We start from the raw sequence: 24,150 nt of genomic DNA, 5'->3' as shown, positions 1-24,150 counted from the left end.
GGAGCTGCCGTCCCCTGTGCGGCAGCTCCGGACCGCTGAGCGGCCCCGGGGTGGTGGGCCCGCGCCGCTCGGCCTTTCAGTCAGCTCCTGGCGTTGCCGTTCAGCGCGGCGAGCGAGGTGTCCGCGACCCCCAGCTCACCCGCCGTGTCGAGCAGTTGCCGCAGAGCCTGGGAGTCGGCGCCGCCCGTCTTCATCAGCTTCATCAGCAGTGCGGAGACGGTCAGATCCCGTACGTCGGCCGTGGAGACCGAGCCCAGGGCGCGGGTGAGGTCGTCGGTGAAGCTCGCCGTACCGTCCAGCCAGGGCCCCGCGAGTGCCTGGGCGGTCTCGGAGTTCTGGACGAAGCCGTCGACACCCTTGCCGAGCGAGATCGCCCCGACCAGCCGGTCGAAGAAGACCGAATCCCCGCCGACGATGCTGATGTCGGCGTTCTCCAGGCCGGTGGCGAGCACCGTGGCCTGCGCCTCGGCGACCTGCCGCTGCACGTCCAGCCCGGCCAGGCGGATGTCCTTCTCGGCCGCGAGCCGCAGCCGGTACTCCTCGTGCGTACGGGACGCCTCGTCGAGCGCGGCCATCGCGGCGGCCTTCTCGGTGAGGCCGGCCGCCTCGGCCTTCAGCTTCTCGCCGATGGCCTCGGCCTCGGCGAGCGCCTTGGCCCGGGAGCCCTCCGCCTCGGCCCGCATGCGTGCCTCGGCGGCCTCGGCCTCCGCGCGGCCGGTCTTCTCGATGACCTCGGCCTCCTTGTCGCGGACCTGGGCGGCGGCCAGGCCCTCGGCCGCCGCCTCCGCCTGGACGCCCTCGGCGAGGCGCAGCTTGGCCCGCGCGTCAAGGTCGGCGGTCTTCAACCGGGCCTCGGCCAGCGTGAGTTCCTCGGCGGCCCGGTGGGTGGCGGCCTGCTCAGCGGCCTCCGCGGCCTTGATGTCCTTGACCAGCCTCTCCTGCGCCTCCGCCTCCGCGGCGATGATCACGGCCTGCCGCTGCCGCTCCGCCTCCTCGACGGCCCGCAGCTTCTTGATGGACTCCTCCTGCTCGGCGACCGTACGATCCACGGCGACCCGCTCCCGGATGACCTCGGCGATCTCCCGCTTCTCCGCCTCGACCTCCTTCTCGGCGGCGATCCGCGTCAACTGGGTCTCCCGCTCCCGGGCGATGACCTCCAGCAGCCGGTCCTTCTCGATGCGCTCGCTCTCCACGGCGATGACCCGCTCGCGGTTCTTGGCGGCGACGGCGACCTCACGGGCCTGGTTCTCGCGCTGGATGCCCAGCTGCTCCTCGGTCTTGAGGAACGCGCCCTGCGCCCGCAGCCGCTCTTCCTCCATCACCCGGGCCGTCTCGGCTTCTTCCCTCGCCCGTACGGTGTCGATCTCCCGCCGCTGCTTGATCTCGGCGTCGGCCTGGCGGCGCTCCAGCTCCAGGATGGTCTCCCGGGCGTCGACGTTCTGCCGGGTGATCTCCTTCTCCTCGGTGCGCTGGGCCTCGTTGGTGCGGACGTGCTCCACGGCCGTCAGTTCGGTGATCTTCCGGATGCCCTGCGCGTCGAGGACATTGGCCGGGTCGAGCTGGGTCAGCGGCGTCTGCTCCAGGTAGTCGATCGCCGCGTCCTCCAGGTGGTAGCCGTTGAGGTCGACACCGATGACCTCGATGATCCGGTATCGCAGCTCCTCACGCTTGGTGTAGAGGTCGGTGAAGTCCATCTGCTTGCCGACGGTCTTCAGCGCCTCGGAGAACTTCGCGTGGAACAGCTCCTGCAGCGTGTTCCGGTCGCTCGCCCGTGCCGTACCGACCGCCTGGGCGACCTTGACGACGTCCTCGACGGTCTTGTTGACCTTCACGAAGAACGAGATCCGGATGTCGGCCCGGATGTTGTCCCGGCAGATCAGACCTTCCTTGCCGGCCCGGGTGATCTCGATGGTCTTCACCGAGATGTCCATCACCTCGGCCTTGTGCAGCACCGGCAGCACGACCTGCCCGGTGAAGGTCACATCGACCTTCCGCGTCTTGGACACGATCAGTGCCTTGCCCTGCTCCACCTTGCGGAACAGCCGGGAGAAGAGGAGGAGGACGAGGAGCGCTATGAGCAGGCAGACGCCGACGCCCACGATCATGGCAGTCATGAGAAACATCCTTGGCAGGTGAGGGACCCGAGACCGGCGAGGGCCCGGACGTCATCGGGAATCGGAAAGATCAGGAGGGAGCGCATGCCGGGCACCGGAAGGAGCACACGCGCTTCCGTGCGCCTCTGGAGGGCACACCCCGGGAAGCAGGGGCCGGTCTGCGGCTCAGGCGGCCCGACGGCGCGCGTGGGGTTCCGCGGCCGCGCGGTCGCCCTGAAGGAGGTCGCCGTCCGCCCGCTGCGAACGGCTCGTGCGGGGCGGCCCGGCGAAGTGAGGCGATGACGGCCCGGGTTCTTCGGGATGGAGGCGGCGCAGCAGCCGTACCACCGATCGGGTCGCACACCATGAGACCGAGGGAGCCGCGACGAGGACGACGAGCCCCGTCAGCGCATGCGCCGGCCCCGACGAAGCCGGCGGTTGCAGCAGGACGACGGCGCCGAGGCTGCCGGCCCAGGCGAATCCCGTCCACAGCGAGAACGCGACCGCGACCGGGACGCCGTCCAGCCCCAGCGCACCGAGGTCGGCGTCCCCGTCGAACGTGCGTGAGCCGGCGGCACCCACCGCGACCAGCAGCCAGAAACCCACGGCCGCCACGAGCGGGACGGTGAACAGGAAAGTCGGAAAGCCTGTGGCGGCCTCCAAGAACGTCCGCATGCCCACCCCCCGGTCAACCCCGTCACACGACCTCGGCACAGCTCCGCAGCCCGGATGCCGGGCACCTGCCGGTGCCCGGCATCGAGACCTCCGTCGCGTGCTCCCCTCGCCCCCTATGTTGCCTGCATCTCCCCCTCGATCGCATTGCCGGATCCCGGCAGTCTTGGGTGGATCGTCGATGCCGGGGCCCTGCTAAGAAGGCGTCAGGAAACGCCGGGCTCCCCTCGCAGTCCCGGTCACGCAGAGACCGGCGTGACGGTCGTGCCGGGGAGTGCCGTCGCACCCGCGCCTGGGCACGCGAAACGGTTCTCGGTCGGCCGAGGCGGCTCAACCGTCAGATGTCCGCGCCCGGCGCGGCACCTGGGTTTTTGCCGCCTCCGCCTCCGCCTTGGCGTCGCTGACCGCCGCGGCGGCCTGCTTCCCGGCCTCGTCCGCCGCGGCCGCGGCGTCGAGGGACACCATGGAGCCCGCCAGCTGTGGAGCCCGGAGGTCGTCCGAAGCGGCGTGATCGTCGGCGGTGGCCGCTTCGCCGGACTGCCCCGGGGTCGGTGCGACCGCCGTCGACTCGTCACCGAAGGCCCGGGTGACGGTGCGGACCGCCTCGGTCAGCTCACCCGGGATCACCCAGAACGTGTTGTTGTCGCTGCTCGCCAGGTGCGGGAGCGTCTCCAGATACTTGTAGGCCAACACCTTCGGGTCGGCGTTGTTGCGATGGACGGCCTGGAAGACCAGCTCCACCGCCTTGGCCTCACCGTCGGCCCGAAGGATCATGGCCTGCTGGGCGCCCTGCGCCTCCAGGATGTCCTTCTGCTTCGTGCCTTCCGCGGTGAGGATCTTGGCCTGCCGCTCACCCTCGGCGTGCAGGATGGCCGCCCGCTTGTCCCGCTCGGCCCGCATCTGCTTCTCCATCGCCTCCTTGATGGTGGCCGGCGGATCGATGGCCTTGATCTCGACGCGGTTGACCCGGATGCCCCACTTGCCGGTGGCGTCGTCGAGGACGGCGCGGAGCCGGGAGTTGATCTCCTCACGCGAGGTGAGCGTCTCCTCCAGGTCCATGCTGCCGATCACGTTGCGCAACGTGGTGACAGTGAGCTGGTCGATCGCCTGGAGGTAGTCGGCGACCTCGTAGGCCGCCGCCCGCGGATCGGTGATCTGGTAGTAGAGCACGGTGTCGATGTTGACCACGAGGTTGTCCTCGGTGATCACGGGCCTGGGGTCGGACGAGTAGACCTGTTCGCGCACGTCGAGCTTGGTGTTGATGCGGTCCGCCACCGGCAGGACCAGGTTCAGCCCGGGTTGCAGCGTCCGGCGGTACCGGCCGAACCGCTCGATGTTGTAGCGGCGCGCCTGCGGGACGATCCGCACGGTGGAGGCCACGAGGAAGACGACGACGATGGCCGCGACGAGGAGGAGGATGACGACGGGATCCACAGTGCCTCCGTTGCTGTGTGTTCAGCCGTTCACGGAAGGAGTTCGCGGGGGTAGACGATGGCCGTGGCCCCTTCTATCTCCATGACGTCCACCAACGCTCCCACCGGGATGACAAGGCTCTCGTCGAGGGCACGGGCGGACCATTCCTCGCCGGAGAGTTTGATCAGGCCATGGGTCGCGGTGACCTCCTGCATCACCTCCGCCCGCTTGCCGATCAGCGCGTCGGTGCCGTCGCGCACGAGCGGCTGCTGCGTCATGTGCCGCAGAGCGACAGGACGCACGATCAGGAGGCCCGCCGCCGAAGCCGCCGCGAGGGCCACGAGCTGGCCGAGCAGGCCGATGCCCACACCGGCGACCACGGCGGCGACCAGCGCGGCGCCCGCCAACAACCCGAAGACCAGGGTCAGCGTGAAGAACTCCGCCGCACCCAGCGCCGCGGCGGCGATCAGCCAGAAGAACCACGGCATCGAATCGCCCTCCTTCAGGGGCTTTCTCCACCAAGCTACCTTCCGGAACGCCGGGCAGACAGACATGGCGACCGTGGTTCTTACGTGGTGGAGGGGCGTGCCCTGACCGGCGTGGTACCCGCGGGCAGCTGAACGGCCGCCGTGATCATCAGCGTCTGCAGGTGGGCCGGCACAGCGGACGCTGTGGATTGTTGGGCGGCCAGGCGGTCCGCAAGCGCATCGGGCCCGATCTTGGGCTCAGGGCCCACAGGCTGCTGGATCGGCGGGCCCACTGTCAGAGTGGGGCATCCGCAGGGGGTGGAAGGGCGGCGCGGGAATGCCGTGGGCGTCGAAGGGGCCGCGTCGAGGTGACGCAGACCACCGGTGCCGCACGGACAGTGGGTACTACCGGTGGCTGCCGCACGGTCGGCGAGGCGCTCGGAGCGGCCTTGCCGGGTCGGGATCTTGCCGGGTCGGGATCGCGCTGCTGCCCCCCGTGCTCCGCAGCCATCGGGAAGCGGTCAGGGCGAAAAAAACCTGTGGATCTTCGCGGCAACCTTTTCGGCCTCTCGGACCACTAAGCGCTGTCCGGCCAAGTGGTCCGGTCAGGTGCAACGGCTGAAAGCGAGAGCACAGGCATGTCCCAGGAACGAGAGCACAGACATGTCCCAGGCCCACCGACGTCACCGGTGGCGTCCCGGGTCGGCGGCCACCGTGCCGACGGCGGCGCGCGCGGTGATCGCCGGAAGCATCGTGGCCGTCGGCTGCTCGCACGGCGGGGTCTCTGGGCAGGTCTCGCCACGGTGGTCGTGGCCGGCTCGGCCGTCGTGGTCAACCAGGCTTCGGCGGAGCAGAAAACCCTGAATCTGAAGAAGTGGTACGTCCTGGTCAACCGCAACAGCGGCAAGGTGCTGGACAACCGCTCCGTCGCCACGAAGGACGGCGCGGAGATGGTGCAGTGGAGCCGTAAGGGCGGGGCCAACCAGCAGTGGCGGTTCATCGAATCGGGTGACGGGTACTACCGGCTGCAGAACCGGAACTCCGGCAAGGTGCTGGACGACCTCGGCTGGTCGAAGACCGCCGGCTCCGCCATCGTGCAGTGGAAGGACCTGAACGGCACCAACCAGCAGTTCAAACTGGCCAAGTCCTCGGACGGCTACGTGCGTCTGGTCAATCGCTTCAGTGGCATGGCCGTCGGTGTCAAGAAAGCCACCAAGGCCAACGGGGGCGACATCGTCCAGAACCGCGACCGGGGCCGCGCCAACCAGCAGTGGAAGCTCGTAGCGGCCGGTAGCGTCGGCGGCACCGAGAAACCCGGGAACTCCGGCAGCACGCCCACGCCCGGCGGCAGCGCTCCGGCGAGCCCTGCTCCGAGCGGCACCCACCCGTCGTCGCCGGCGTCTCCGACCCCCACCAACGGCAGCTCGACGACACGTTTCATGGGCAGCGACAAGGTGTTCATCGGCGGTTCGATGACTGACGCCTCGGCGAACGCCGCGCCGTTCGACGTGCGCTACGCCTACATACACAGCCAGCCCGCGCCTTCGTCGGCCGCCTATACGGCATCGCGTTGCAAGGATGAGTGGTCGGGCTGGTGGGGCTGCTGGGGCGGCAACACCACCGCGCCCGGCCACCAGGTGACCTGGTCGGACGCCCAGGCGGCCAAGGCGACCTACCAGGGCAAGTCGCGACCGCAGAAGTACCTGTGGACCTGGTACTCGTTGCGCGACCTCGGGGACGCGGCAGGCGAGGGTGACGGCCCGGGCGAGGTCAAGGCCATCAACAGGCTCGACCTGCTCACCCGGTACCTGGACGACTACCGGTTCTTCCTCCAGAAGATCGGCAAGAACGACGACATGATCGATCTGGAGCCCGACTTCTGGGGCTTCGCCCGGTCGCTCGGCAATCTGCACGAGGTTCCCTCGAAGGTCTCGGCCGCCAACCCGACGGACTGCGGATCGCAGGAGAACAGCGCCGCCGGACTCGCCCGGTGCCTGATTCACATGGCGCACAAGTACGCGCCCAACGCCGCCGTGGGGCTGCACCTCTCCTGCTTCGACTGGGAGACCGACGTCCAGAAGTGCGTCAAGGACTACGCGGACCTCGGGGCCAAGAACGCCGACTTCCTGGTCACCGATGTGTCGGACCGCGACGCTGGCTGGTACGCACTCCCGGCCCACGGCAGCCGTGACACCTTCTGGACCGACCAGAAGGCCGCCGCCTCGCTGAAGTTCTGGAAGACGATGGCCGAGTCGGTGGGCAAGCCGGTGGTCCTGTGGCAGATCCCCGTGGGCAACATGGCGCAGAACAACACGCCCGGCCATTACAAGGACGACAAGGTGGACTGGCTCTTCGCGCACATGGACCAGGTGGCGGACGCCCACATCGCCGGCCTGCTGTTCGGTGCGGGGTGGACGGAGCAGACGACGCCCGAGACCGACGGCGGAAACCTGATCCGCAAGACGATCGCGTACCACAACTCGGGTCGTACACCACTCAAGTAGGCGAAGCCCACGAATGCGCCCCCGTCTCTTCGACGGGGGCGCAGTTCGTCGTCCACGCCGGGCTGAGGACTTCTCCCGTCGGCGCCGGCCATCGCCGCCATCGGTGCGGGCGCCGACAGAGGTCGCCTTGGTGAAGGGGATGATCGCGCACGGCAACCCGCCTTGACCAGGCGCCCGAGTGGGGCCGCAGCCACGAGCAGAGCAGGCCCCCCGCGGCACTGCGGGGGGCCTGCTCTGCTCAAGTGGGGCCTGATGACGGATCGTCAGCTTCCTCGCTCGTGCGGCGCCTGCGCGCGAAGTGGACCGCGGCGGCACCGACCGCCCCGACCGCGAGACCGGCACCCGCGAGGACGGGAGTGCTGCTCGGCGCGCCGGTCTCGGCGATGCCGGAGGTGATCCAGCCGACCTGGGTGATTCTGGCTACTCGGCGGCCGTCCGTCGGTCGTTACGCCGGGTCGATGCGGGAGACGCTGCCACGCAGGTCGAGTACGTACAGCTCGCCATTGCCTCCCTGCACGAACGAGACGACCCGGCCGCCGTCGACTCCGAGGTTGCTCACGCCGGTCACCTGGCCGTTCTCCATCCGCAGAGCACGGACGGTGCCGTCGCAGTAGTCGCTGAACACGTACTGGCCCTTGAGGTCCGGGATCGCCTCGCCTCGGTAGACGTATCCGCCGGTCACCGAGCAGCCAGGCCCGCTGCGGTCGTACTCGTAGATCGGCGGTACGTGGTTCGCGGGCTCCGTGCCGCCCCGGAAGGGATGGTTGCCCTCCATCTGGGACCAGCCGTAGTTCTCGCCACCCTTGCTGGTCGCCGGGGCCCAGTCGATCTCCTCCCAGGCACTCTGGCCGACGTCCCCGATCAGCAGATCGCCCGTGCCCGCGTCGAAGGAGAACCTCCACGGATTGCGCAACCCGTACGCCCAGATCTCGTCCTTCGCGTTCGGGTCGTCCACGAACGGGTTGCCCGGCGGGATCGCGTACGGCTTGCCGCCGCTCGGGTCGATCCGCAGCAACTTGCCCAGCAGCGTGCCGAGGTTCTGCCCGTTGCCGTGCGGGTCGCCGGCCGAGCCGCCGTCGCCGAGCGCGATGTAGAGGTAGCCGTCGGGGCCGAACGCGATGTCGCCGCCGTTGTGGTTCGCGTAGGGCTGTGTCTGGGTGAGGACCGTGCGCCGGGTGTTCGGCTGGATCTTGCCGTCCCGCACCGCGAACTCGTCCACGGTGCTGGTGCCTTGGAGGTTCGTGAACGAGATGTAGAAGTGCGCGAACTCCTTGTCGAACGCGATGCCCAGCAGGCCGCGTTCGCCGTTGGTGGTGGTCTCGCCGGATATGTCGATGACGGGGTCGCCGAGCCCTTCATCGCCCAAGACCCTCACCTTGCCCGCGCGTTCGGCTATCCAGACCGTGCCACCGGGACCGGCGGCGCCGGCGGATGGATTCCGGGCCGTCGCCACTGTCTTGAGCACGACCTTCGCTGCCTGACGTGGGGAGCTGATCTCGTCGGCAGACGCCGTGGTCAAAGCGAGGGAAGCGACGAGGCAGAGGGCGCCGATGATCGCCGAGCTTCTGGTGCGAACTTTCACCGTGATCCTCCTAGAGGCGGCGAACGGGGGGGAGAGCACCCGGCTGCCAGAGGCAGAAACAGGCGGGTGCCGTCCACGCCGGCACGCACACCTGGGGGGTGGGGGGATGGTGCGCTACTGGCCACAAGTGAGGCTACCGGGACAGGAGTTGTTGAAATAGACCACACTCCGCCATCCCATTTACCTCCGCTCCGCTTCCCGTCGCGGCCCAGGCCTCCCCGTCCCCGGCGCGCAGACACTCAACGGCTACGGCGGCGACGGCGCCAAGGCCGGGCAGGCAGTTCCGAGGGAGGCGCGACAGAGGACGTGTGACGCGTACTTGTCGTACTGCTGAGCTTCGGCCAAGGGTGTGCTGTCTGGTCGAGGACGGACAGCCCGTCGTTCCGGGCCGTCGCGTCCGACAGGAGGTTGGGCCCGTACGCGGTGTCCGACCGCACCCGCCGCATCCGGATCAACCGGCGACCCGATCCTGAAAATGGAAGAGATTTTCCGTTGACGGGTCTGGTACGCGCCCGACACGCGGGGGCAACAACCGGGCCGTTAGCTGCCGCATCAACCGTCCGACGCAGCGCCAGTAGGGGACGGGGCACAGCAAGAAGGAGCAGGACATGACGGCCACGGACAGCGCGGACGCGGACAGAACCGCCGCCCCGCCCGGGTACTCCTCCCGTCTCTACAACGCGGATCTCGCCCCCGCCACCGAACGCAAGTGGGGCGCCTTCAGCATCTTCAACGTCTGGACCTCGGACGTGCACAGTCTGTACGGCTACTTCCTGGCCGCCAGCCTGTTCCTCGTCGCGGGCAACACCTTCAAGTTCCTCATCGGCATCGGTGTGGGCTCGCTGATCATCTACTGGCTGATGACCCTCATCGGCAATGCGGGCGTCAAGACCGGTGTCCCCTACCCGGTCCTCGCCCGCGCCTCGTTCGGCACCTTCGGCGCCAATGTCCCGGCTCTCGTACGGGCCGTGGTCGCCACCTTCTGGTACGGCGCCCAGACCAGCGCCGCCGCCGGCGCCATCGTGGCCTTCCTCGTCCGCTACGACGGACCCAAGCATCTGCACGAGACCAGTCGGCTCTTCGACCACAGCGGCCTTGAAGTGCTGTGCTACCTCGGTGTGTGGGCCGCCCAGCTGCTCATCATCAGCAAGGGGATGGAAACGGTCCGCCGTTTCCAGGACTTCGCCGGACCGGCGGTCTGGGTGATGATGCTGATCCTCGCGATCGCGCTGTCCGTGAAGGCCGGGACGCTGTCCTTCTCCGTCGACATGCCGAGCGGCGACCTTGCCGCACTCGCCAAGAGCGCCACCGGGCTCGACGTCAGCCCCGGCTCACTCGCCGCGATCGCGGCGATAGCCGCCACCTGGGTCACCTACTTCGCCGCCCTGTTCCTCAACTTCGGTGACTTCGCACGCTTCACCCCGGACACGAAGGCCCTGAAGAAGGGCAACATCTGGGGCCTGCCCGTCAACCTGATCCTCTTCTCCCTCGTCGCCGCGATCACCACCGCCGCCGCCGGCAAGGTGTACGGCGAGGTCATCCTCGAACCGGCCGAGATCTCCGCCAAGTTCGACAGCGCGTTCCTCGTGCTGCTCGCCGCCTTGACCTTCGCCGTGGCGACCCTCGGCATCAACGTCGTCGCCAACTTCGTCAGTCCCGCCTTCGACTTCGCCAACGTGGCCCCGAAGCACGTGACCTTCCGCAGGGGCGGCCTCATCGCCGCCGTCATCGCGCTCCTGCTCTACCCGCTCCACCCCTGGGACAACGCCCCCAGCTTCGTCAACGCCATCGGCTCGACGATGGGGCCCATCTTCGGCGTGATCGTCGTCGACTACTACCTCATCCGGAAGACACAGCTGAACGTGCCCGCTCTGTACGAGGAGGACGGGGAGTTCCGCTTCCAGGGGGGCTGGAACATACGGGCGTTCGCCGCCGGTGTGGTGGGCGCCGTCTTCTCCAGCATCCTCCCCGTCTACGGGCCGTCCGGGTACGGTGCGTCGCTGGGTCCGTACTCCTGGTTCATCGGGGTCGTCGTGGCCGGGGTGCTCTACTACGCGTTCAGCAGGGGCAAGAGCCCCCTCACCGCGAGGACGGCGACAACGGAAGCGCCGGAGGCAACAGAGGCATAACGTCACCTTCCTCCAGTAACCCGAGTAGGGCGCCCGACCTGGGCTGATACCGGTCGGGCGCCCTTTTCGTCGCGGTGTCAGGGGCGCGTGGTGTCGCAGTTCGCCGGGGCTTCCCTCACGGTGTGAGGACGACCTTCTCGCAGTGGTCCTTCTTGTTCTTGAACAGGTCGTAGCCGGTCGGTGCCTCGGTCAGGGGCAGCCGGTGGGTGATGATCCGGGTGGGGTCGATCTTGCCCTGCTCGATCATGCCCAGCAGCGGTCGCATGTACTTCTGCACGTGGCACTGGCCGGCGCGCAGAGTCAGTGACCTGTTCATCCAGGCACCCGCCGGGAACTTGTCGATCATTCCGCCGTAGACGCCGATGACCGAGACCACGCCGCCGCTCCGGCAGGACATGATGGCCTGGCGCAGGGCGTGCGGCCGGTCGGTCTCGGAGCGGACCGCCTGCTTGGCACGGTCGTAGAGGTGGACGTGGGAGGCGCCGTGTGTGGCCTCCATGCCGACCGCGTCGATGCACTTGTCGGGGCCACGGCCGCCGGTGAGTTCGAGCAGGGCGGACCGTACGTCGGTGTCCTCGAAGTCGATGGTGGTGTAGCCCTGGTCGGCGGCCATGTCGAGGCGGTAGGTCTCCTTGTCGATGGCGATGACCTTTTCCGCGCCCAGGACCCGGGCGCTGTCCATGGCGAACTGGCCGACCGGACCGGCACCCCAGACGGCGACGACGTCACCTTCCTCGATGTCGCACATGTCGGCGCCCATGTAACCGGTCGGCAGGATGTCGGACAGGAAGAGCACCTGCTCGTCGGTCAGGTCCGACTCGATCTTGAGGGCGTTGGCGTCGGCGAGCACCACCCGCGCGTACTCGGCCTGTCCGCCGGCGAAGCCGCCGGTGAGATGTGAGTAGCCGTAGATGCCGGCGCTGGGATGACCGAACATCCTCTCGGAGATGCCGGCGTTGGGGTTGCTGTTCTCGCAGCACGAGTACAGCTCCGCGCGGCAGGACGCACAGGCGCCGCAGGCGATGGGGAAGGGCACCACGACCCGGTCGCCGACGCGCAGTTTGCCGTCGCTGATGCCGGGGCCGACCTCGACGACTTCTCCCATGAACTCATGGCCCAGGATGTCGCCCTTCTCCATGGTGGGCACGTAGCCGTCGACCAGATGGAGGTCGGAGCCGCAGATCGCCGTCGAGGTGATCTTCACGATGGCGTCGCGGCTGTTCAGGATCGCGGGGTCGGGGACGTCCTGCACCTCGACGGAGTTGCGTCCCGTCCAGCAAGTGGCCTTCATGCCAGGGCCTCCTTCAGTTCGTCCTCGGTCAGCGGCCGGGCCGGGTGCTGCGGGAACTCGCCGCGTGCCCGCTTGCCACCGGGTGCGCCCTCGGAGCGGACGACCTCACCGGCTTCCGCGATCTGCTTGAAGCGGCGAAGGTCGTCGTCCAGCTGCTGGTGCGGCTCCTCGCCGAAGTAGCGCGCCGCCGCCTTGCCCAACCCTCCGCCGGGCAGTTCGTAGCGCAGGGACACCCGTATCTCCGCGCCCTGACCGCCCGGGGCCGGCACGAAACGGGCCTCACCGGAGTTGTCGATGTCGGCACCGTCCACCGACCGCCACGCGATCAGTTGACCGGGGACGTCCTGAGTGATCTCGGCGTCCCACTCGACCGTCTTGCCGAACGGTGCGCCGGCCTGCCAGTGACTGGTGCGCGGGCCGGTCACGTGCACCTCGTCCAGGTGCGTCATGAACTCCGGCAGCCGCTCCAGGTCCTTCCAGAGGCTGTACGCCTCGTCCGGGGATCGGGTGACGGTGGTGGCCGCGGTCAGTTCCATGGGGGTGCTCCTACGCGTGCGGGTCACGGCCGCGTAGACGTCCGTGGCGGTGATGGCCGTGACCGCGGCCGTCGCAGCGACGGTGCGTCCGAGGCCGCGACCGTTGTGGTTCTTCAAGGCCCGGGCGAGCAGCGTCAGATCCATGAGGTCGCCACCGACGCGACCCCAGAGCCAGACGGGATGCGGCCGCCCCAACAGCCCGGTCGCCGCCGCCAGTTCACGCACGCCGACGGCCGTCGCGGCCGATCGGTGCCGGGGGGCGTCCCCCACGCCCAGGGCCCGTGCGAAGCCCGCCGGGGCGGCGACCTGGGGCACGCCCAGGAGCGCGCTGGCCCAGCCGAGGCCACGTACGAGCGGATCGTGTCGCAGGCGGGAGGTGGAGTGGGAGCGGGTGTCTGCTGTCATCAGTGCTCCTGAGGTGCGGTGAGGGTGAGGTGAATGGAAGCGATCCGCGTGATCCGCATCCGGGCAGTCGGCCGCGTCTGCTACTTGTGGCCGTTGGGGTGCAGCACCACCTTGGTCCAGCCCTCGTCACGGGCGTCGAAGTGCTCGTAGGCGGTGGGGGCCTCGTCCAGGCTGAGCTCGTGGGAGAAGTGGTGGTGATCTTGACGATGATGTCGCAGGGATGCTCGATCTTCGCGTCCGGTACGTCCTTCACCGCGACCGTACGCGGTCCTTCGTATACCGCTGCCTTCACGATGACTTCCCTGGATGTCGCTGCGTGGCGGTGATGGAGACGGCGCAAGCAGCCTGACTCCCGACCGTGCGAGGACGGAGCCCGTGGTTTCGGCCCGCCTGCGCGAGCCGTTCGCCTGGATCAGGGAGAACGGTTCACCCGGTCCGCCGGGCGGAGCCTCGGTGCTCCGGCGACGTGCGGTGCGGGTCCCCGCCAACCTTCGGTCGAAACAGTTGCTTTTCGTGTGAATCAGCCGCATTCCCGCCAGGGCGACCACCGATCCGAGACGGCGCCTCCGGCTCTGATCACCTGCCAGTCGCCGTCATCCGCGAGCAGGCGGCGACGTTCCTGTTCCCGCTTGGAATACCGTGTTCACGGCTCAGATCCACGACGAGCTTGCGCCCCCGTGAGTGCAACGGCAGGTCGGTGAGGGCTACGACGACGTCCCAGTCCTCCCCACGTCCGCGGTCCACGAGCCGACGTGTCAACGTGGTCAGGTCCTCGAAGCCCTGGGCGCGGCGGCGCCGCGTGGAGTGCCGGAGCGTCCTACGGTGAGCGGGTGCGACATGTGCCCAGGTGGGTCCTGCTCCCGTCGGTGAGCGCACCCGTCCTGCTGATCGGCGGCTGGACGATCGCGGCACTCCTGGAGGGGCCCGCATACGACCCTGTCAGGCAGACGATCAGTGTCCTGGCCGCCTACGGGGCACCGGGATTCTGGGTGATGACCGGGGCGCTGCTCGCCCTGGGGCTGTGCCATCTGCTGACCGCCTGGGGGCTGCGTGCGGCCGCGCTCGCCGGACGGGTGGCGTTGGGCGGCGGTGGAGTGGCGGCGTTCGTGGTGGCTCTGCTCCCGGCGCCGAGCAGCGGGGGCTCCCTGCGCCACGGTTCGGCCGCCGTGGTCGGTTTCGCGCTCCTGGCGGTCTGGCCCGTCCTCGCCGCCGATCGCAGCGGGGCGGCACCCTGGGGACTGCGTCCCCTGCCCTCGTTCGCGGCGACCGCCGTGATGGGCGCCGGAGCGGTCTGGTACGTGATCGAGACGAACGATCACGGGGCCGCCGGAGTCGCCGAACGTTTCGTGACGTCCTTCCAGTCGCTGTGGCCCTTCATGGTCGTGGTCTCCTGCCTCTGTCATCCCGGCTCGCGGCCGGACCGAGACGACCCTGAGACGGCCGGGTCACGCCGGTAGGAGCGGGACCGCCTTGGAAGGGCCAGGTCACGAGAGCTCGGCACGCGGACCTGCCGAGTGGTGTCTCAGCGGCCCGGCAGGTTCTGTTCGGCCCAGATCACCTTGCCCTGCGGGGTGTATCTCGTTCCCCAGCGTTCCGTCAGCTGCGACACCAGGAACAGGCCCCGGCCGCCCTCGTCGGTCGTCGCCGCGTACCGCAGGTGGGGCGAGGTACTGCTGCCGTCGGCGACCTCGCAGATCAGGGTGCGGTCGAGGATCAGTCGCAGCCGGATCGGCTCGTAGCCGTAGCGGACCGCGTTGGTGACGAGTTCGCTCAGCACCAGTTCCATGCTGAAGCCGAGTTCCTCCAGCCCCCACGCGTCGAGCTGGGCGGTCGCCGCGGCGCGCACCCCGGCTACGGCGGCCGGGTCCGGTGGTACGTCCCACTCGGCGATCCGGTCCGGCGGCAGCGCGTGCGTGCGGGCGATGAGCAGCGCCACGTCGTCGGCGGGGCGCTCGGGCAGCAGGGAATCCAGCACCGCCCGGCAGCTGTCCTCCGGCGCCCGGTCGGGGTGGCCCGCCAGGGCCTTGCGCAGCAGTTCCATACCCTCGTCGAGGTCGCGGCTGCGGTCCTCGACGAGGCCGTCGGTGTAGAGGACGAGCTGGGAGCCCTCGGCGATCTCCAGCTCCGCGGTCTGGAAGGGCATGCCGCCCAGGCCCAGCGGCGGACCCGCCGGCAGGTCGGGGAAGGTGACGTCGCCGTCGGGGTGGACCAGCGCGGGGGCCAGGTGCCCGGCGCGGGCCAGGGTGCAGCGGCGCGTCGTCGGGTCGTAGATCGCGTAGAGGCAGGTGGCGCCCACGACGGCGGCGGGGCTCTCCGTGCACGCCTCGTCCTGGTCGATGCGCCCGACCAGGTCGTCGAGGTGGCTCAGGAGTTCGTCGGGCGGCAGGTCGAGCGTGGAGAAGTTGTGGACGGCGGTCCTCAGCCGTCCCATGGTCGCGGCGGCGTGCAGACCGTGCCCGACGACGTCGCCGACGACCATCGCCACACGGCTGCCCGGCAGCGGGATCACGTCGAACCAGTCGCCGCTCACACCCGACTGGGCCGGGAGGTACCGGTAGCCGACGTCGACGGCGCTCTGCTCGGGCAGGCCGCGCGGCAGCAGGCTGCGCTGGAGGGTGACCGCCAGGGCGTGCTCGCGCGTGTACCGGCGGGCGTTGTCGATGCTGACGGCGGCGCGGGCCACCAGCTCCTCCGCCAGCGAGAGCTCCTCCTGGTCGAAGGGGTCGTGCTCCTTGGAGCGCCAGAAGTTGACCATGCCGAGGACGACACCGCGGGCCTGGATGGGGGCCGCGATGAGCGAGTGGATGCCGTAGTCCACGATCTGCTCGGTGCGCTCGGGGTCCTGCAGATGCCAGCCCGTCGCGGTCGACAGGTCGGCGACGAGTTCGGAGCGGCCGGAGCCGTAGCCGCGTGCCTGGGGTGTGGAGGGCAGGAAGTCGATCAGCCGGCCCTTCTCGTAGAGGGGCTGGTCGTCGCGGATGCCGCACACGGCGACGCGGCGCATGCCCTTCGCGGTGGCCGCCGGTTCCTCGCCGTGCAGGACGGCGTCGGCCAGGTCCACGGTGACGAAGTCGGCGAAGCGGGGCACGGCGATCCGGGCGAGTTCGTCGGCGGTCTGGACCACGTCCAGGGAGGTGCCGATGCCCACCCCGGCGTCGTAGAGCAGCTTCAGCCGCTCGCCGGTGATCTCGGCGCGGCCGGAGACGGCGCGCAGCTCGGTGGAGTCGCGCAGCGTCACCACGGTGCCGCGGTGACCTCCGCCGCGGTCGGTGGGCCGCTGGTTGACCACCAGCAGCCGTGACCCGGCGAGGTGCACCTCGTCGGTGGCCTCGCGACCGGAGCCGAGCAGCGACGTCATCTCTGGTTCGAGGGTCGGCAGGTCGGCGACGTGCCTGCCCTCCGCGTCCGGGGGCAGTTCCAGCAGCCGCCTGGCCTCGTCGTTGACGAGCAGCAGCCGGCCCTCGTCGCTGACGATGAGCACCCCTTCGCGTACGGAGTGCAGCACCGTGTCGTGGTGCTCGTACATGCGGGACATCTCGTTGGGGGCCAGGCTGTGGGTCTGTCGGCGCAGCCGCCTGCCGACGAGCGCGGTGGCGGCCGTGGCGACTCCGAGGGCGCCGGCCCCGGCGGTCAGGATGATCGGTATCTGCCGGTCCACCAGGCTGGTCACGTTCTTGACCTTCAGCCCGGCGGAGGCGAGGGCCACCACCTTGCCGCGTTCGTCCTTGATGGGCACGGTCGCCTGGACCTCGTGGCCGAGGGGGCCGTGCACGCTCTCGGTGTAGACCTTGCCCGCCAGCGACGGTGCGATCTCTCCCACGAACCGTTTCCCGATGCGGTCCGGCATGGGGTGGGTGTAGCGGATGCCCTCGGTGTCCATCACGACGACGAAGTCGACGCCCGCCGACTCGCGGCCCGCCTCGGTGAGCGGCTGGAGGATCTTCGCGGGGTCGGGGGACCGGAGCGCGGACAGCACGCCCGGTGAGTGCGCGAACGTCTGCGCCACGGCTATGGATCTCCGTTTGGCCTCGGCGCTGGTGTGCCGCTGTGACTGCATGACGAGCGCGAAGACGGCGAATGCCACGAGCAGCACCACCAACGCCACCTGGAGGAGGAAGATCTGCCCCGCGACACTCCGCGTGTTTCTTCGCACCAGAGACCACAGTGGCGATATGCGGCCGACTCGGACAAAACGGTCCTTCATCCGGCCTTTGTAACATCCCTCACCCCTATAGTCACGGCCCTGCCCACGGAGCGGACCGTGCCGAGCGGCGATCGATCACCTCTCAAGCCACTTCGATCACTTCAGTCACTTCCGGCCCGGATCAGCGTTCCTCCCTCATATCTCACCACCCGGCGGGGGCGACCGAGCTGGACGTCGGCATCGTGCGCCGCGCCGTGGTCGGCGCGGACGGGGCGCACCGCACGGTCGAGGTGTTCGCGCTGACCGTGCCGCCCGGCTCGGACCGCTCCCCGCTGCCCCTGGGCGGCCACGTGCTGCCCGTCCGGAAGGCCGACCCCACCACGGAGTGACGCGCCCCGCGCCGCCGGCCGGCCACGCCTCCGGCCGAGGGAGTCACGCGGCCTCCACCGGGTGGTGTCGTGCCGCCTCCACCCGGTGGTGTCGTCCCGCCTTCACCCGATGAAGTCGTTCCGGTGGCGCCGGAGGTGCTCGGCGGCCCTGTTCGCCAGGCGCTGTTCGGCGCCCGCGGTGACCGCGGCGGCGAAGCCGGGTGTGTGCGCGGCGAAGTGGCTGTACGCCGCCATTCCGAAGACGGCACAGGCGGCCGCGGCCTCGTCGGGCGCGTACGCCTGCGACGCGGGCCGCTTCGCCGGGTCCAGGTGCGCGTGGCGGGCCCGCGCCTGACGGACCACCTGTTCACCGCGTTCCGTGAGTACCGGCAGCCGGAGTGCCTGGGGGCTCTCGCTGTCCGGCAGGGCGAGCCCCCAGGCCACGACGATCATCGCGATCGACGTCCACCCCGCCACCAGCGCGTACCGCCAGTCCAGGAACGCGTACGTCTCCAGCGCGGCGAGCGGCAGGGTGAGCGCGGCGACCGTCCGGGACCAGAAGAGGCAGGGCCGTTCGAAGTCGATGTACACCCCCCGGCCCCTCAAGTACCCCTCGGTCATGAGGCGGTCGGCGGTGGGATGCAGGAGGCTGTGCGGGTCCGCGGTGGCGGGGTTCTGACAGGAGGCGAGACTCCGGAGCTCCGCCTCCGCCTCGGACGCGAGACTCCGGAGCTCCGCCTCGGACGCGCCGGGCCGGCACGCGTCGCGGTTCGCGAGCGCCAGGGTCGGGGTGCCGTCGTGCTCCGTGTCCGGCTTCAGGACGCCGCGCGCCACCATGTCGGTGATCACCGTGGAGAACGCGCGATGGATGCTGCCGTCCCCCTGAGCGAGGACGGCGACGGCGGCGACCCCCAGCCGGAGGTCCTCGTCCGGTACGGCGTCGGCGGGCTCCGGCCGTGCGACCCGGTGGCGGGCCAGCGCCTCCGCGACCGCGCGGCTGTGGATGCGCTGGTCGAGCGACAGGGCCCCCAGCACGAGGACCACGTACCCCACGGCGGAACCGGCCCACGCCAACCAGACGATCATCACGACAGTGTCGAGGACATGACTAGGCAGCCACAAGACGTCCGCAGGGTCTCGTCGGAGTCGCGCAAGGGGTCAACACCGTTGCCCCGCCGCCGGGTTGAGGGCCCGTGGGCCCACGGCGGCGCGGTCACCCCTCAGTCGTCCGCGTCCTCCGCCTCGCGCGGCCAGACGGCGACGGCGACCAGCACGGCCGCCCACACCCCGAGCGGCGCGACCGGCCAGTAGTACGTCAGTTCACCCTCCCGTGCACACCGCGCGCCCCAGACCGCGGACATGATCAACGCGCCGCCGAGCCAGTAGCGCCATTCCGCCAGCCAGTCCTTGAGGTCCTTGCGGTCCCGCTCCGCGCGGGTGGGGACCGGTTCGGGCAAGTCGGCCACCAGCGGGGCGAGTTCGTCGGCCGTGCGTGCCCGCAGGGCGTGTTCCGCGCGGGTCGCGTGCTCGTACGGTGCGAGCCGCCCCTCCGCCAGCGCCGCCGCCAGCACGGCGAGCACCTCGTCGCGGTCCCGGTCCGAGACCCGCACGGCCGGCACGACACGCTCACGTCGGTCGTTCACCCTGTCCCCCTGTCGACACCGCTCCGCATCCCACCGGACGACTCTTTAGAATACGACTGTATCTCAAAGAGGGGGGTCCGACCGATGCCCAAGACGGTCGACAGGGAGGAGCAGCGCCGGGACATCGGCACGGCCCTGCTCCGGCTGGTCTCCGAGCGCGGCCTCGACGAGGTCAGTGTGCGCACCGTGGCCGCCGCCGCCGGCCGCTCCCCCGGCGCCGTGCAGAAGTACTTCCGCACCAAGGAGGAGATGCTGGCCTTCGCAGCCGAACTGGCGGGGGAGCGCGTCGAGCGCCGGATGGCCGGGGTCGACACCTCGCTGCCCCCGCGCCGGGCGCTGCGCGCGCTGATCCTGACCACGCTGCCCGTGGACGCCGAGCGGCGCGCCGAGGCCACCGCGCAGCTCGCCTTCGCCGTCCACGCGGCCCACCATCCCCGTCTGGCCGCGATCCGGCGGCAGGTCGACCAGGACGTCCGTCAGGCGCTGGCCGCCTGGCTGGAGTCGGCGGGGCACGGGACCCGCGCGAGCGCCGTCGCCGACGCCGTGATCGCCCTGTCCGACGGCCTCGCCCTGCGCATGCTGTACGCCCCGCAGGAGCACGAGCAGTTGCTCACCGTCCTGGACCATGCCCTGGACGCCCTGCTGCCGGAGCCACCAGCCATGGGATGAGTTCGAAAAAAGTTTGTGGATCATGGCAACCCTTCGCGGGGCCTGCGACCACAAGGGAGCGGATCCGGTCAGTTCCGGTGCCCGGATCCGCCTTCTTACGTGAACGGCTCGCAAGGAGAACGCCTCCCCATGAAGAACCCCACGCACGGCGGGCGCCGCGGGCGCCACCGCCGTCGCTGGACCGCCACCGCCGTACTGCTCGGCGCGCCCCTCGCCGTCGTGCCGTACCTCCTGTTCACCCAGGAGGACTCGCAGGCCGCGACGATCGACGGCGACGCCTTCTACAAGCTCGTGTCCGTGCGCAGCGGCAAGGTGCTCGACGTCAACGGCTTCTCCACCGCCGACGGCACCCGCATCCAGCAGTGGACCGACCAGAACACCGCCAACCAGCAGTGGCGGCTGAAGCCCGCCGGGGGCGGCTACTACGAGCTGGTGAACCGCAACAGCGGCAAGGTGCTGGGGGTCGCAGGCAACTCCACCGCGAAGTCCGCCGCCACCGAGCAGCAGACCGACAGCTCCGCGACCTCCCAGGAGTGGCGGGTCGACGACGTGAGCGGGTCGTCCGGCGCCGTGACCCTCACGTCCCGCAGGAGCGGCCACGTCCTCGACGTCTCCGGGGGCTCCACGGCCCAGGGCGCGGCGGTCATCCAGTATCCCGGCAGGGGCGGCACCAACCAGCAGTGGAAGCTGGTGAAGGTGGGCGGGACCGGGGCGTCCGGAACCGGCGACACACAGGTCACGGCCAAGACCGGGCCGTATGTGTGGAAGAACGCCCAGGTGGTGGGCGGCGGTTACGTCACCGGTCTGGTGTTCAACCAGAAGGAGAAGGGCCTGCTGTACGCGCGCACCGACATGGGTGGCGCCTACCGCTGGGACACCGGGGCCGAGCAGTGGATCCCGCTGACCGACTGGCTCGGCGAGAAGGACTGGAACCTGCTGGGCATCGACTCGCTGGCCACCGACCCCGTCGACCCCGACCGGCTCTACCTCGGGACGGGCACCTACACCAACGACTGGGCGGGCAACGGCGCGATCCTGCGCTCCACCGACCGGGGCCGCACCTTCAAGCGCACGGAGCTGCCCTTCAAGCTGGGCGGCAACGAGGACGGCCGCGGCGCGGGCGAACGGCTGGTGGTCGACCCCGCGGACAACGGCAACCTGCTGCTGGGCACCCGGAAGAACGGCCTGTGGCGCAGCACCGACCACGGCGCGACCTGGAAGCAGGTCTCCTCGTTCCCGGTCAAGGACGGGGCGGGCACCGGCGCCGGCATCTCCTTCGTGACGTACGGCAAGGCCGGCAGCAAAACGATCTACGTCGGCGTCAACGACAAGTCCACCTCCCTGTACCGCTCCACCGACGGCGGCGCCAGCTGGCAGGCCGTGTCCGGGCAGCCCACGGGCCAGTTGCCGCAGCACGGCGTGCTCTCCGGTGACGGCTCGCTGTACCTGACGTACACCAACGCCCTCGGACCCAACGGCGTGACCGGGGGCTCGGTGTGGAAGTACGCGCCGGCCACCGGGGCGTGGAAGAACATCTCCCCCTCCCAGGGCTCTTACGGGTTCTCCGGTCTGGCCGTCGACCCGCGCAAGCCGTCCACGGTGATGGTCACCACCCTCGGCCGCTGGTGGCCCGAGGACGAGATCTACCGGAGCACCGACGGCGGCGCGAACTGGAAGGCACTGGCCGACAAGTCGAAGCGCAGCGCCTCCGCCGCCCCTTACGTCGGCACCCACACCGGGCACTGGATGACCGCCCTGGCCATCGACCCCTTCGACTCCGGGCACGTCCTGTACGGCACCGGCAACGGCATCCTGCGCAGCAAGGACGCCAACGCCTCCGACAGCGGCGGCACCAGCCACTGGAGCATGGGCGCCCGAGGACTGGAGGAGACCGCGCTGATGGACGCGATCGCCCCTCCGGGCGGCGCCGCCGTCATCACCGCCATGGGCGACCAGGGCGGCTTCCGGCACGACTCCCTGACCAAGGTGCCCTCCGGGCGGCTGGACAACCCGCTGATGAGCAACAGCACCGACATCGACTTCGCCCAGTCGAAGCCCTCGATGATGGTCCGCGTCGGCCGTGGCGGCGCGCAGGACGGCGCGTACTCCACCGACGGCGGCGTCAGCTGGAAGGGCTTCAAGGCGGAGCCGGTGGCCTCGGCCCAGGACGGTCACATCGCGCTCGCGGCGGACGGCTCCGCCATCGTCTGGACCGAGGCCGGTGAGGCCCCGTACCGCTCGACCGACAACGGGGCGAGCTGGTCGAGGGTCGGCGGCCTGGGCAACGGCGCCGTGGTCGTCGCCGACCGCTCCTCGGCGACGACGTTCTACTCGCTGTCCGGCGGCACGCTGTACGCCAGCACCGACGGCGGCGCCACCTTCTCCGCCCGCGCCGGGGGCCTGCCCTCCGGCCGGCTCACGGCCGTTCCCGGCATCGCGGGGGACCTCTGGATCGCCGGCGGCGGCAAGGGGCTGTTGCACTCCACCGACGGCGGCCGCACCTTCACCACGCTCAAGTCGGTGCAGTCCGCGTCCGCCCTCGGCTTCGGAAAGGCCAAGCCGGGCACCGGCTACCAGGCGCTGTACCTGATCGGTACGGTCAAGGACGTCAGCGGAGTCTTCCGCTCCACCGACAAGGGCGCCACGTGGCTCCGCGTCAACGACGACGCCCACCAGTGGGGCGCGATCGGCGGCGTCGGCGTCGTCACCGGCGACCCCGACACCTTTGGCCGGGTCTACGTCGGCACCAACGGACGGGGTCTGCAGTACGGCGACCCGTCCTGATCCCACCCCGTCCCCGACGCCCGGGGGACGCGCCCGCGGGTCAACGGACCCGGTTCGCCAGTCGGGTGGCGTTGTTGAGCAGGTGTTCCAGCGGGCCACGGCGGAAGAAGCGGGACCAGGTCGCCGCGAACAGGGTGGCGCCGAGGACGAACGCGAGCAGCAGTCCGGCCGAGGCGGACTGCGGCGGGGTGGCCGACTCGCCGGGCAGGGCGAGGATCACCAGGATGTGGCCCACGTAGAGGGTCAGGGACATGGTGCCGACGGCGATGACCGGCGCCGCCATCCGGCGCAGCACCGGCAGCCGGTCCAGCGCCACCGTCAGGCACAGCAGCACCGTGATCGCGATGCCCAGGCTGCCGATGAGGTCGAACGTGGACCCGGTGTGCGGCTCGGCCGCCAGCAGCCCCCAGGCCTCGGGGCCCCACAGCCCGCTGCCGACCGGCATGTCGAAGGCGCCCGCCGAGGCGCCGGCGTCCTTCAGGGCCTCGAAGTCCTTCATGTCGGGCATCGTGGCCGCGATCTCCTTGTCGCCGCCGGTCAGCCGGAGCACCAGCCAGGAGACGCCGTAGCCGAACGCGATCAGCGCGGGACCGACCACGGCCAGCCGCCGCCGCACCGTGCCGGAGGACAGGTCCAGCCGGCCCAGCGCCATACCGGTGACGACGAACGTCATCCAGGTGATCGCCGGGTAGAGGCCGGTGAGGAGGAAGTCGAGCACGCCCACCCCGGAGAGCCGGGCGATCGGGTCGTACCCGTCGATGGTGGTCACCATCGACTCGGTGAGCAGCGCGCGGAGGGCGTACGCGAGCTGCGGTGTGACGAACGCGAGAGCGACCGCGATGATCGCGAGGGTCCTGGCCCGCAGCCGCAGCAGGGGCAGGGCCAGCAGGAAGTACACGGCGTAGAAGTTGAGGATGCCGGCGCCGCCGAAGTTGGTCATCGCCAGCGCGGTGCCCACCACCAGCAGGATCACCGCCCGGATGACGATGCGGGCCCTCGCCCGGCGGCCCGCCAGGCCGGTCTTGGGCTCCAGGCGGCCGGCGATCAGCATCAGCGAGAACCCGGCGAGGGTGGCGAACAGGGCCGACGCCCGGCCGCTCGCCAGCCCCAGGAACCAGTCGCCGACCCCTCCGTCGGGGTCGGGGAAGGGGCCGACGTGCACGGCGAACATGCCGAACACGGCGAGGGCGCGGGCGAGGTCCACCGCGACCAGTCGCGCCGTCGCGGCACCCGCCGGGGGCGGGGCGGCGTCGTCCGGCGCGGCGGCCCCGGCCCTTCCGGCGGTCTCCCCCGCCGCGTCGGGTGCGGGCAAGTCTCGTAGGGGCGCCTTCGCGGCGCTGTCGATCTCGGTCACCGGGACAACGTTGCCGAGGCTCGGGAGCGGCCAACCATCCGTTGCTTCACGGGAGTTGCCCCGCCGACCGGCCCCACTCACCCCGCCGGTCGGCGG

Annotated in this window: 18 protein-coding genes; 6 read left to right on the top strand and 12 right to left on the bottom strand. The window is 70.3% G+C overall.

Annotation, left to right across the window (positions count from 1 at the left end):
- Positions 1-80: 80 nt before the first annotated feature.
- From ACZ4Z3_RS22770 to ACZ4Z3_RS22755, 4 genes are all read right to left on the bottom strand, one after another.
- Positions 81-2,114, bottom strand: a complete 2,034-nt coding sequence (locus tag ACZ4Z3_RS22770; protein ID WP_468502708.1) for an SPFH domain-containing protein — start codon at positions 2,112-2,114, stop codon at positions 81-83.
- A gap of 165 nt (positions 2,115-2,279) precedes the next feature.
- A complete protein-coding gene (locus ACZ4Z3_RS22765) occupies positions 2,280-2,768 on the bottom strand; it encodes a hypothetical protein (protein ID WP_468502707.1) in 489 nt (162 codons plus the stop codon).
- A 327-nt stretch (positions 2,769-3,095) separates the two neighbouring features.
- Positions 3,096-4,199: an SPFH domain-containing protein gene (locus ACZ4Z3_RS22760; protein WP_468502706.1), complete on the bottom strand. Its 1,104-nt coding sequence runs from the start codon at positions 4,197-4,199 to the stop codon at positions 3,096-3,098.
- Between the two features lie 29 nt (positions 4,200-4,228).
- Positions 4,229-4,666, bottom strand: a complete 438-nt coding sequence (locus ACZ4Z3_RS22755; RefSeq protein ID WP_468502705.1) for an NfeD family protein — start codon at positions 4,664-4,666, stop codon at positions 4,229-4,231.
- Between the two features lie 788 nt (positions 4,667-5,454).
- Here ACZ4Z3_RS22755 and ACZ4Z3_RS22750 point away from each other — a divergent pair.
- Positions 5,455-7,149 (top strand): RICIN domain-containing protein, encoded by a 1,695-nt coding sequence (locus ACZ4Z3_RS22750; protein ID WP_468502704.1) that lies wholly within the window; start codon positions 5,455-5,457, stop codon positions 7,147-7,149.
- Between the two features lie 238 nt (positions 7,150-7,387).
- On the opposite strand, the gene ACZ4Z3_RS22745 is transcribed toward ACZ4Z3_RS22750, so the two are convergent.
- Together ACZ4Z3_RS22745 and ACZ4Z3_RS22740 are read right to left on the bottom strand one after the other, a co-directional pair.
- Complete coding sequence (locus ACZ4Z3_RS22745; RefSeq protein ID WP_468502751.1) at positions 7,388-7,534, bottom strand: LAETG motif-containing sortase-dependent surface protein; 147 nt, start codon at positions 7,532-7,534, stop codon at positions 7,388-7,390.
- Between the two features lie 60 nt (positions 7,535-7,594).
- Positions 7,595-8,731, bottom strand: a complete 1,137-nt coding sequence (locus tag ACZ4Z3_RS22740; RefSeq protein WP_468502703.1) for a PQQ-dependent sugar dehydrogenase — start codon at positions 8,729-8,731, stop codon at positions 7,595-7,597.
- A gap of 608 nt (positions 8,732-9,339) precedes the next feature.
- Here ACZ4Z3_RS22740 and ACZ4Z3_RS22735 point away from each other — a divergent pair.
- On the top strand, positions 9,340-10,860 hold the full coding sequence (locus tag ACZ4Z3_RS22735) for an NCS1 family nucleobase:cation symporter-1 (RefSeq protein WP_468502702.1): 1,521 nt from the start codon (positions 9,340-9,342) through the stop codon (positions 10,858-10,860).
- A 115-nt stretch (positions 10,861-10,975) separates the two neighbouring features.
- Here the strand turns inward: ACZ4Z3_RS22735 and ACZ4Z3_RS22730 are convergent, their stop codons facing one another.
- On the bottom strand, positions 10,976-12,151 hold the full coding sequence (locus tag ACZ4Z3_RS22730; RefSeq protein ID WP_468502701.1) for a zinc-dependent alcohol dehydrogenase: 1,176 nt from the start codon (positions 12,149-12,151) through the stop codon (positions 10,976-10,978).
- Positions 12,148-13,092, bottom strand: coding sequence for an SRPBCC family protein (locus ACZ4Z3_RS22725; RefSeq protein ID WP_468502700.1), 945 nt, complete (start codon positions 13,090-13,092; stop codon positions 12,148-12,150). Before ACZ4Z3_RS22725 ends, ACZ4Z3_RS22730 begins: the two co-directional genes overlap by 4 nt.
- 830 nt (positions 13,093-13,922) lie before the next feature.
- On the opposite strand from ACZ4Z3_RS22725, the gene ACZ4Z3_RS22720 reads away from it, so the two are divergent.
- The gene (locus ACZ4Z3_RS22720; protein ID WP_468502699.1) at positions 13,923-14,549 is read left to right on the top strand and encodes a DUF998 domain-containing protein; all 627 of its coding nucleotides are present in this window, start codon (positions 13,923-13,925) and stop codon (positions 14,547-14,549) included.
- 65 nt (positions 14,550-14,614) lie between these two features.
- Here ACZ4Z3_RS22720 and ACZ4Z3_RS22715 read toward each other — a convergent pair whose 3' ends face one another.
- Positions 14,615-17,296 (bottom strand): SpoIIE family protein phosphatase, encoded by a 2,682-nt coding sequence (locus ACZ4Z3_RS22715; RefSeq protein ID WP_468502698.1) that lies wholly within the window; start codon positions 17,294-17,296, stop codon positions 14,615-14,617.
- Positions 17,297-17,478: 182 nt separating this feature from the next.
- Here ACZ4Z3_RS22715 and ACZ4Z3_RS22710 point away from each other — a divergent pair, with 182 nt between their 5' ends.
- Positions 17,479-17,625 (top strand): hypothetical protein, encoded by a 147-nt coding sequence (locus ACZ4Z3_RS22710; RefSeq protein WP_468502697.1) that lies wholly within the window; start codon positions 17,479-17,481, stop codon positions 17,623-17,625.
- 102 nt (positions 17,626-17,727) lie between these two features.
- Here the strand turns inward: ACZ4Z3_RS22710 and ACZ4Z3_RS22705 are convergent, their stop codons facing one another.
- Positions 17,728-18,690 carry a hypothetical protein gene (locus tag ACZ4Z3_RS22705; protein ID WP_468502696.1) on the bottom strand — a complete coding sequence of 321 codons (963 nt, stop codon included), beginning with the start codon at positions 18,688-18,690 and terminating at the stop codon, positions 17,728-17,730.
- Between the two features lie 134 nt (positions 18,691-18,824).
- Entirely contained in the window at positions 18,825-19,247 is a 423-nt protein-coding gene (locus ACZ4Z3_RS22700; protein ID WP_468502695.1) for a DUF1707 SHOCT-like domain-containing protein, read from the bottom strand.
- An 84-nt stretch (positions 19,248-19,331) separates the two neighbouring features.
- On the opposite strand from ACZ4Z3_RS22700, the gene ACZ4Z3_RS22695 reads away from it, so the two are divergent.
- Positions 19,332-19,916, top strand: a complete 585-nt coding sequence (locus tag ACZ4Z3_RS22695; protein WP_468502694.1) for a TetR/AcrR family transcriptional regulator — start codon at positions 19,332-19,334, stop codon at positions 19,914-19,916.
- A gap of 129 nt (positions 19,917-20,045) precedes the next feature.
- Positions 20,046-22,700: an RICIN domain-containing protein gene (locus ACZ4Z3_RS22690; protein WP_468502693.1), complete on the top strand. Its 2,655-nt coding sequence runs from the start codon at positions 20,046-20,048 to the stop codon at positions 22,698-22,700.
- Between the two features lie 40 nt (positions 22,701-22,740).
- Here ACZ4Z3_RS22690 and ACZ4Z3_RS22685 read toward each other — a convergent pair whose 3' ends face one another.
- Positions 22,741-24,054 carry a DUF418 domain-containing protein gene (locus ACZ4Z3_RS22685; RefSeq protein ID WP_468502692.1) on the bottom strand — a complete coding sequence of 438 codons (1,314 nt, stop codon included), beginning with the start codon at positions 24,052-24,054 and terminating at the stop codon, positions 22,741-22,743.
- Between the last annotated feature and the right edge of the window lie 96 nt (positions 24,055-24,150).

Source organism: Streptomyces sp. NPDC030296, from assembly GCF_055572815.1.
The sequence above is the reverse complement of the archived record's forward strand: the minus strand, read 5'-3'. Positions and strand labels throughout refer to the sequence as shown.

Bases quoted from the DNA above. Each gene is read 5' to 3' on its own strand.
- ACZ4Z3_RS22770 (WP_468502708.1), bottom strand. From the start codon at position 2,114: ATGACTGCCATGATCGTGGGCGTCGGCGTCTGCCTGCTCATAGCGCTC.
- ACZ4Z3_RS22765 (WP_468502707.1), bottom strand. From the start codon at position 2,768: ATGCGGACGTTCTTGGAGGCCGCCACAGGCTTTCCGACTTTCCTGTTC.
- ACZ4Z3_RS22755 (WP_468502705.1), bottom strand. From the start codon at position 4,666: ATGCCGTGGTTCTTCTGGCTGATCGCCGCCGCGGCGCTGGGTGCGGCG.
- ACZ4Z3_RS22735 (WP_468502702.1), top strand. From the start codon at position 9,340: ATGACGGCCACGGACAGCGCGGACGCGGACAGAACCGCCGCCCCGCCC.
- ACZ4Z3_RS22730 (WP_468502701.1), bottom strand. From the start codon at position 12,151: ATGAAGGCCACTTGCTGGACGGGACGCAACTCCGTCGAGGTGCAGGAC.
- ACZ4Z3_RS22725 (WP_468502700.1), bottom strand. From the start codon at position 13,092: ATGACAGCAGACACCCGCTCCCACTCCACCTCCCGCCTGCGACACGAT.
- ACZ4Z3_RS22715 (WP_468502698.1), bottom strand. From the start codon at position 17,296: ATGAAGGACCGTTTTGTCCGAGTCGGCCGCATATCGCCACTGTGGTCT.
- ACZ4Z3_RS22705 (WP_468502696.1), bottom strand. From the start codon at position 18,690: ATGATCGTCTGGTTGGCGTGGGCCGGTTCCGCCGTGGGGTACGTGGTC.
- ACZ4Z3_RS22695 (WP_468502694.1), top strand. From the start codon at position 19,332: ATGCCCAAGACGGTCGACAGGGAGGAGCAGCGCCGGGACATCGGCACG.
- ACZ4Z3_RS22690 (WP_468502693.1), top strand. From the start codon at position 20,046: ATGAAGAACCCCACGCACGGCGGGCGCCGCGGGCGCCACCGCCGTCGC.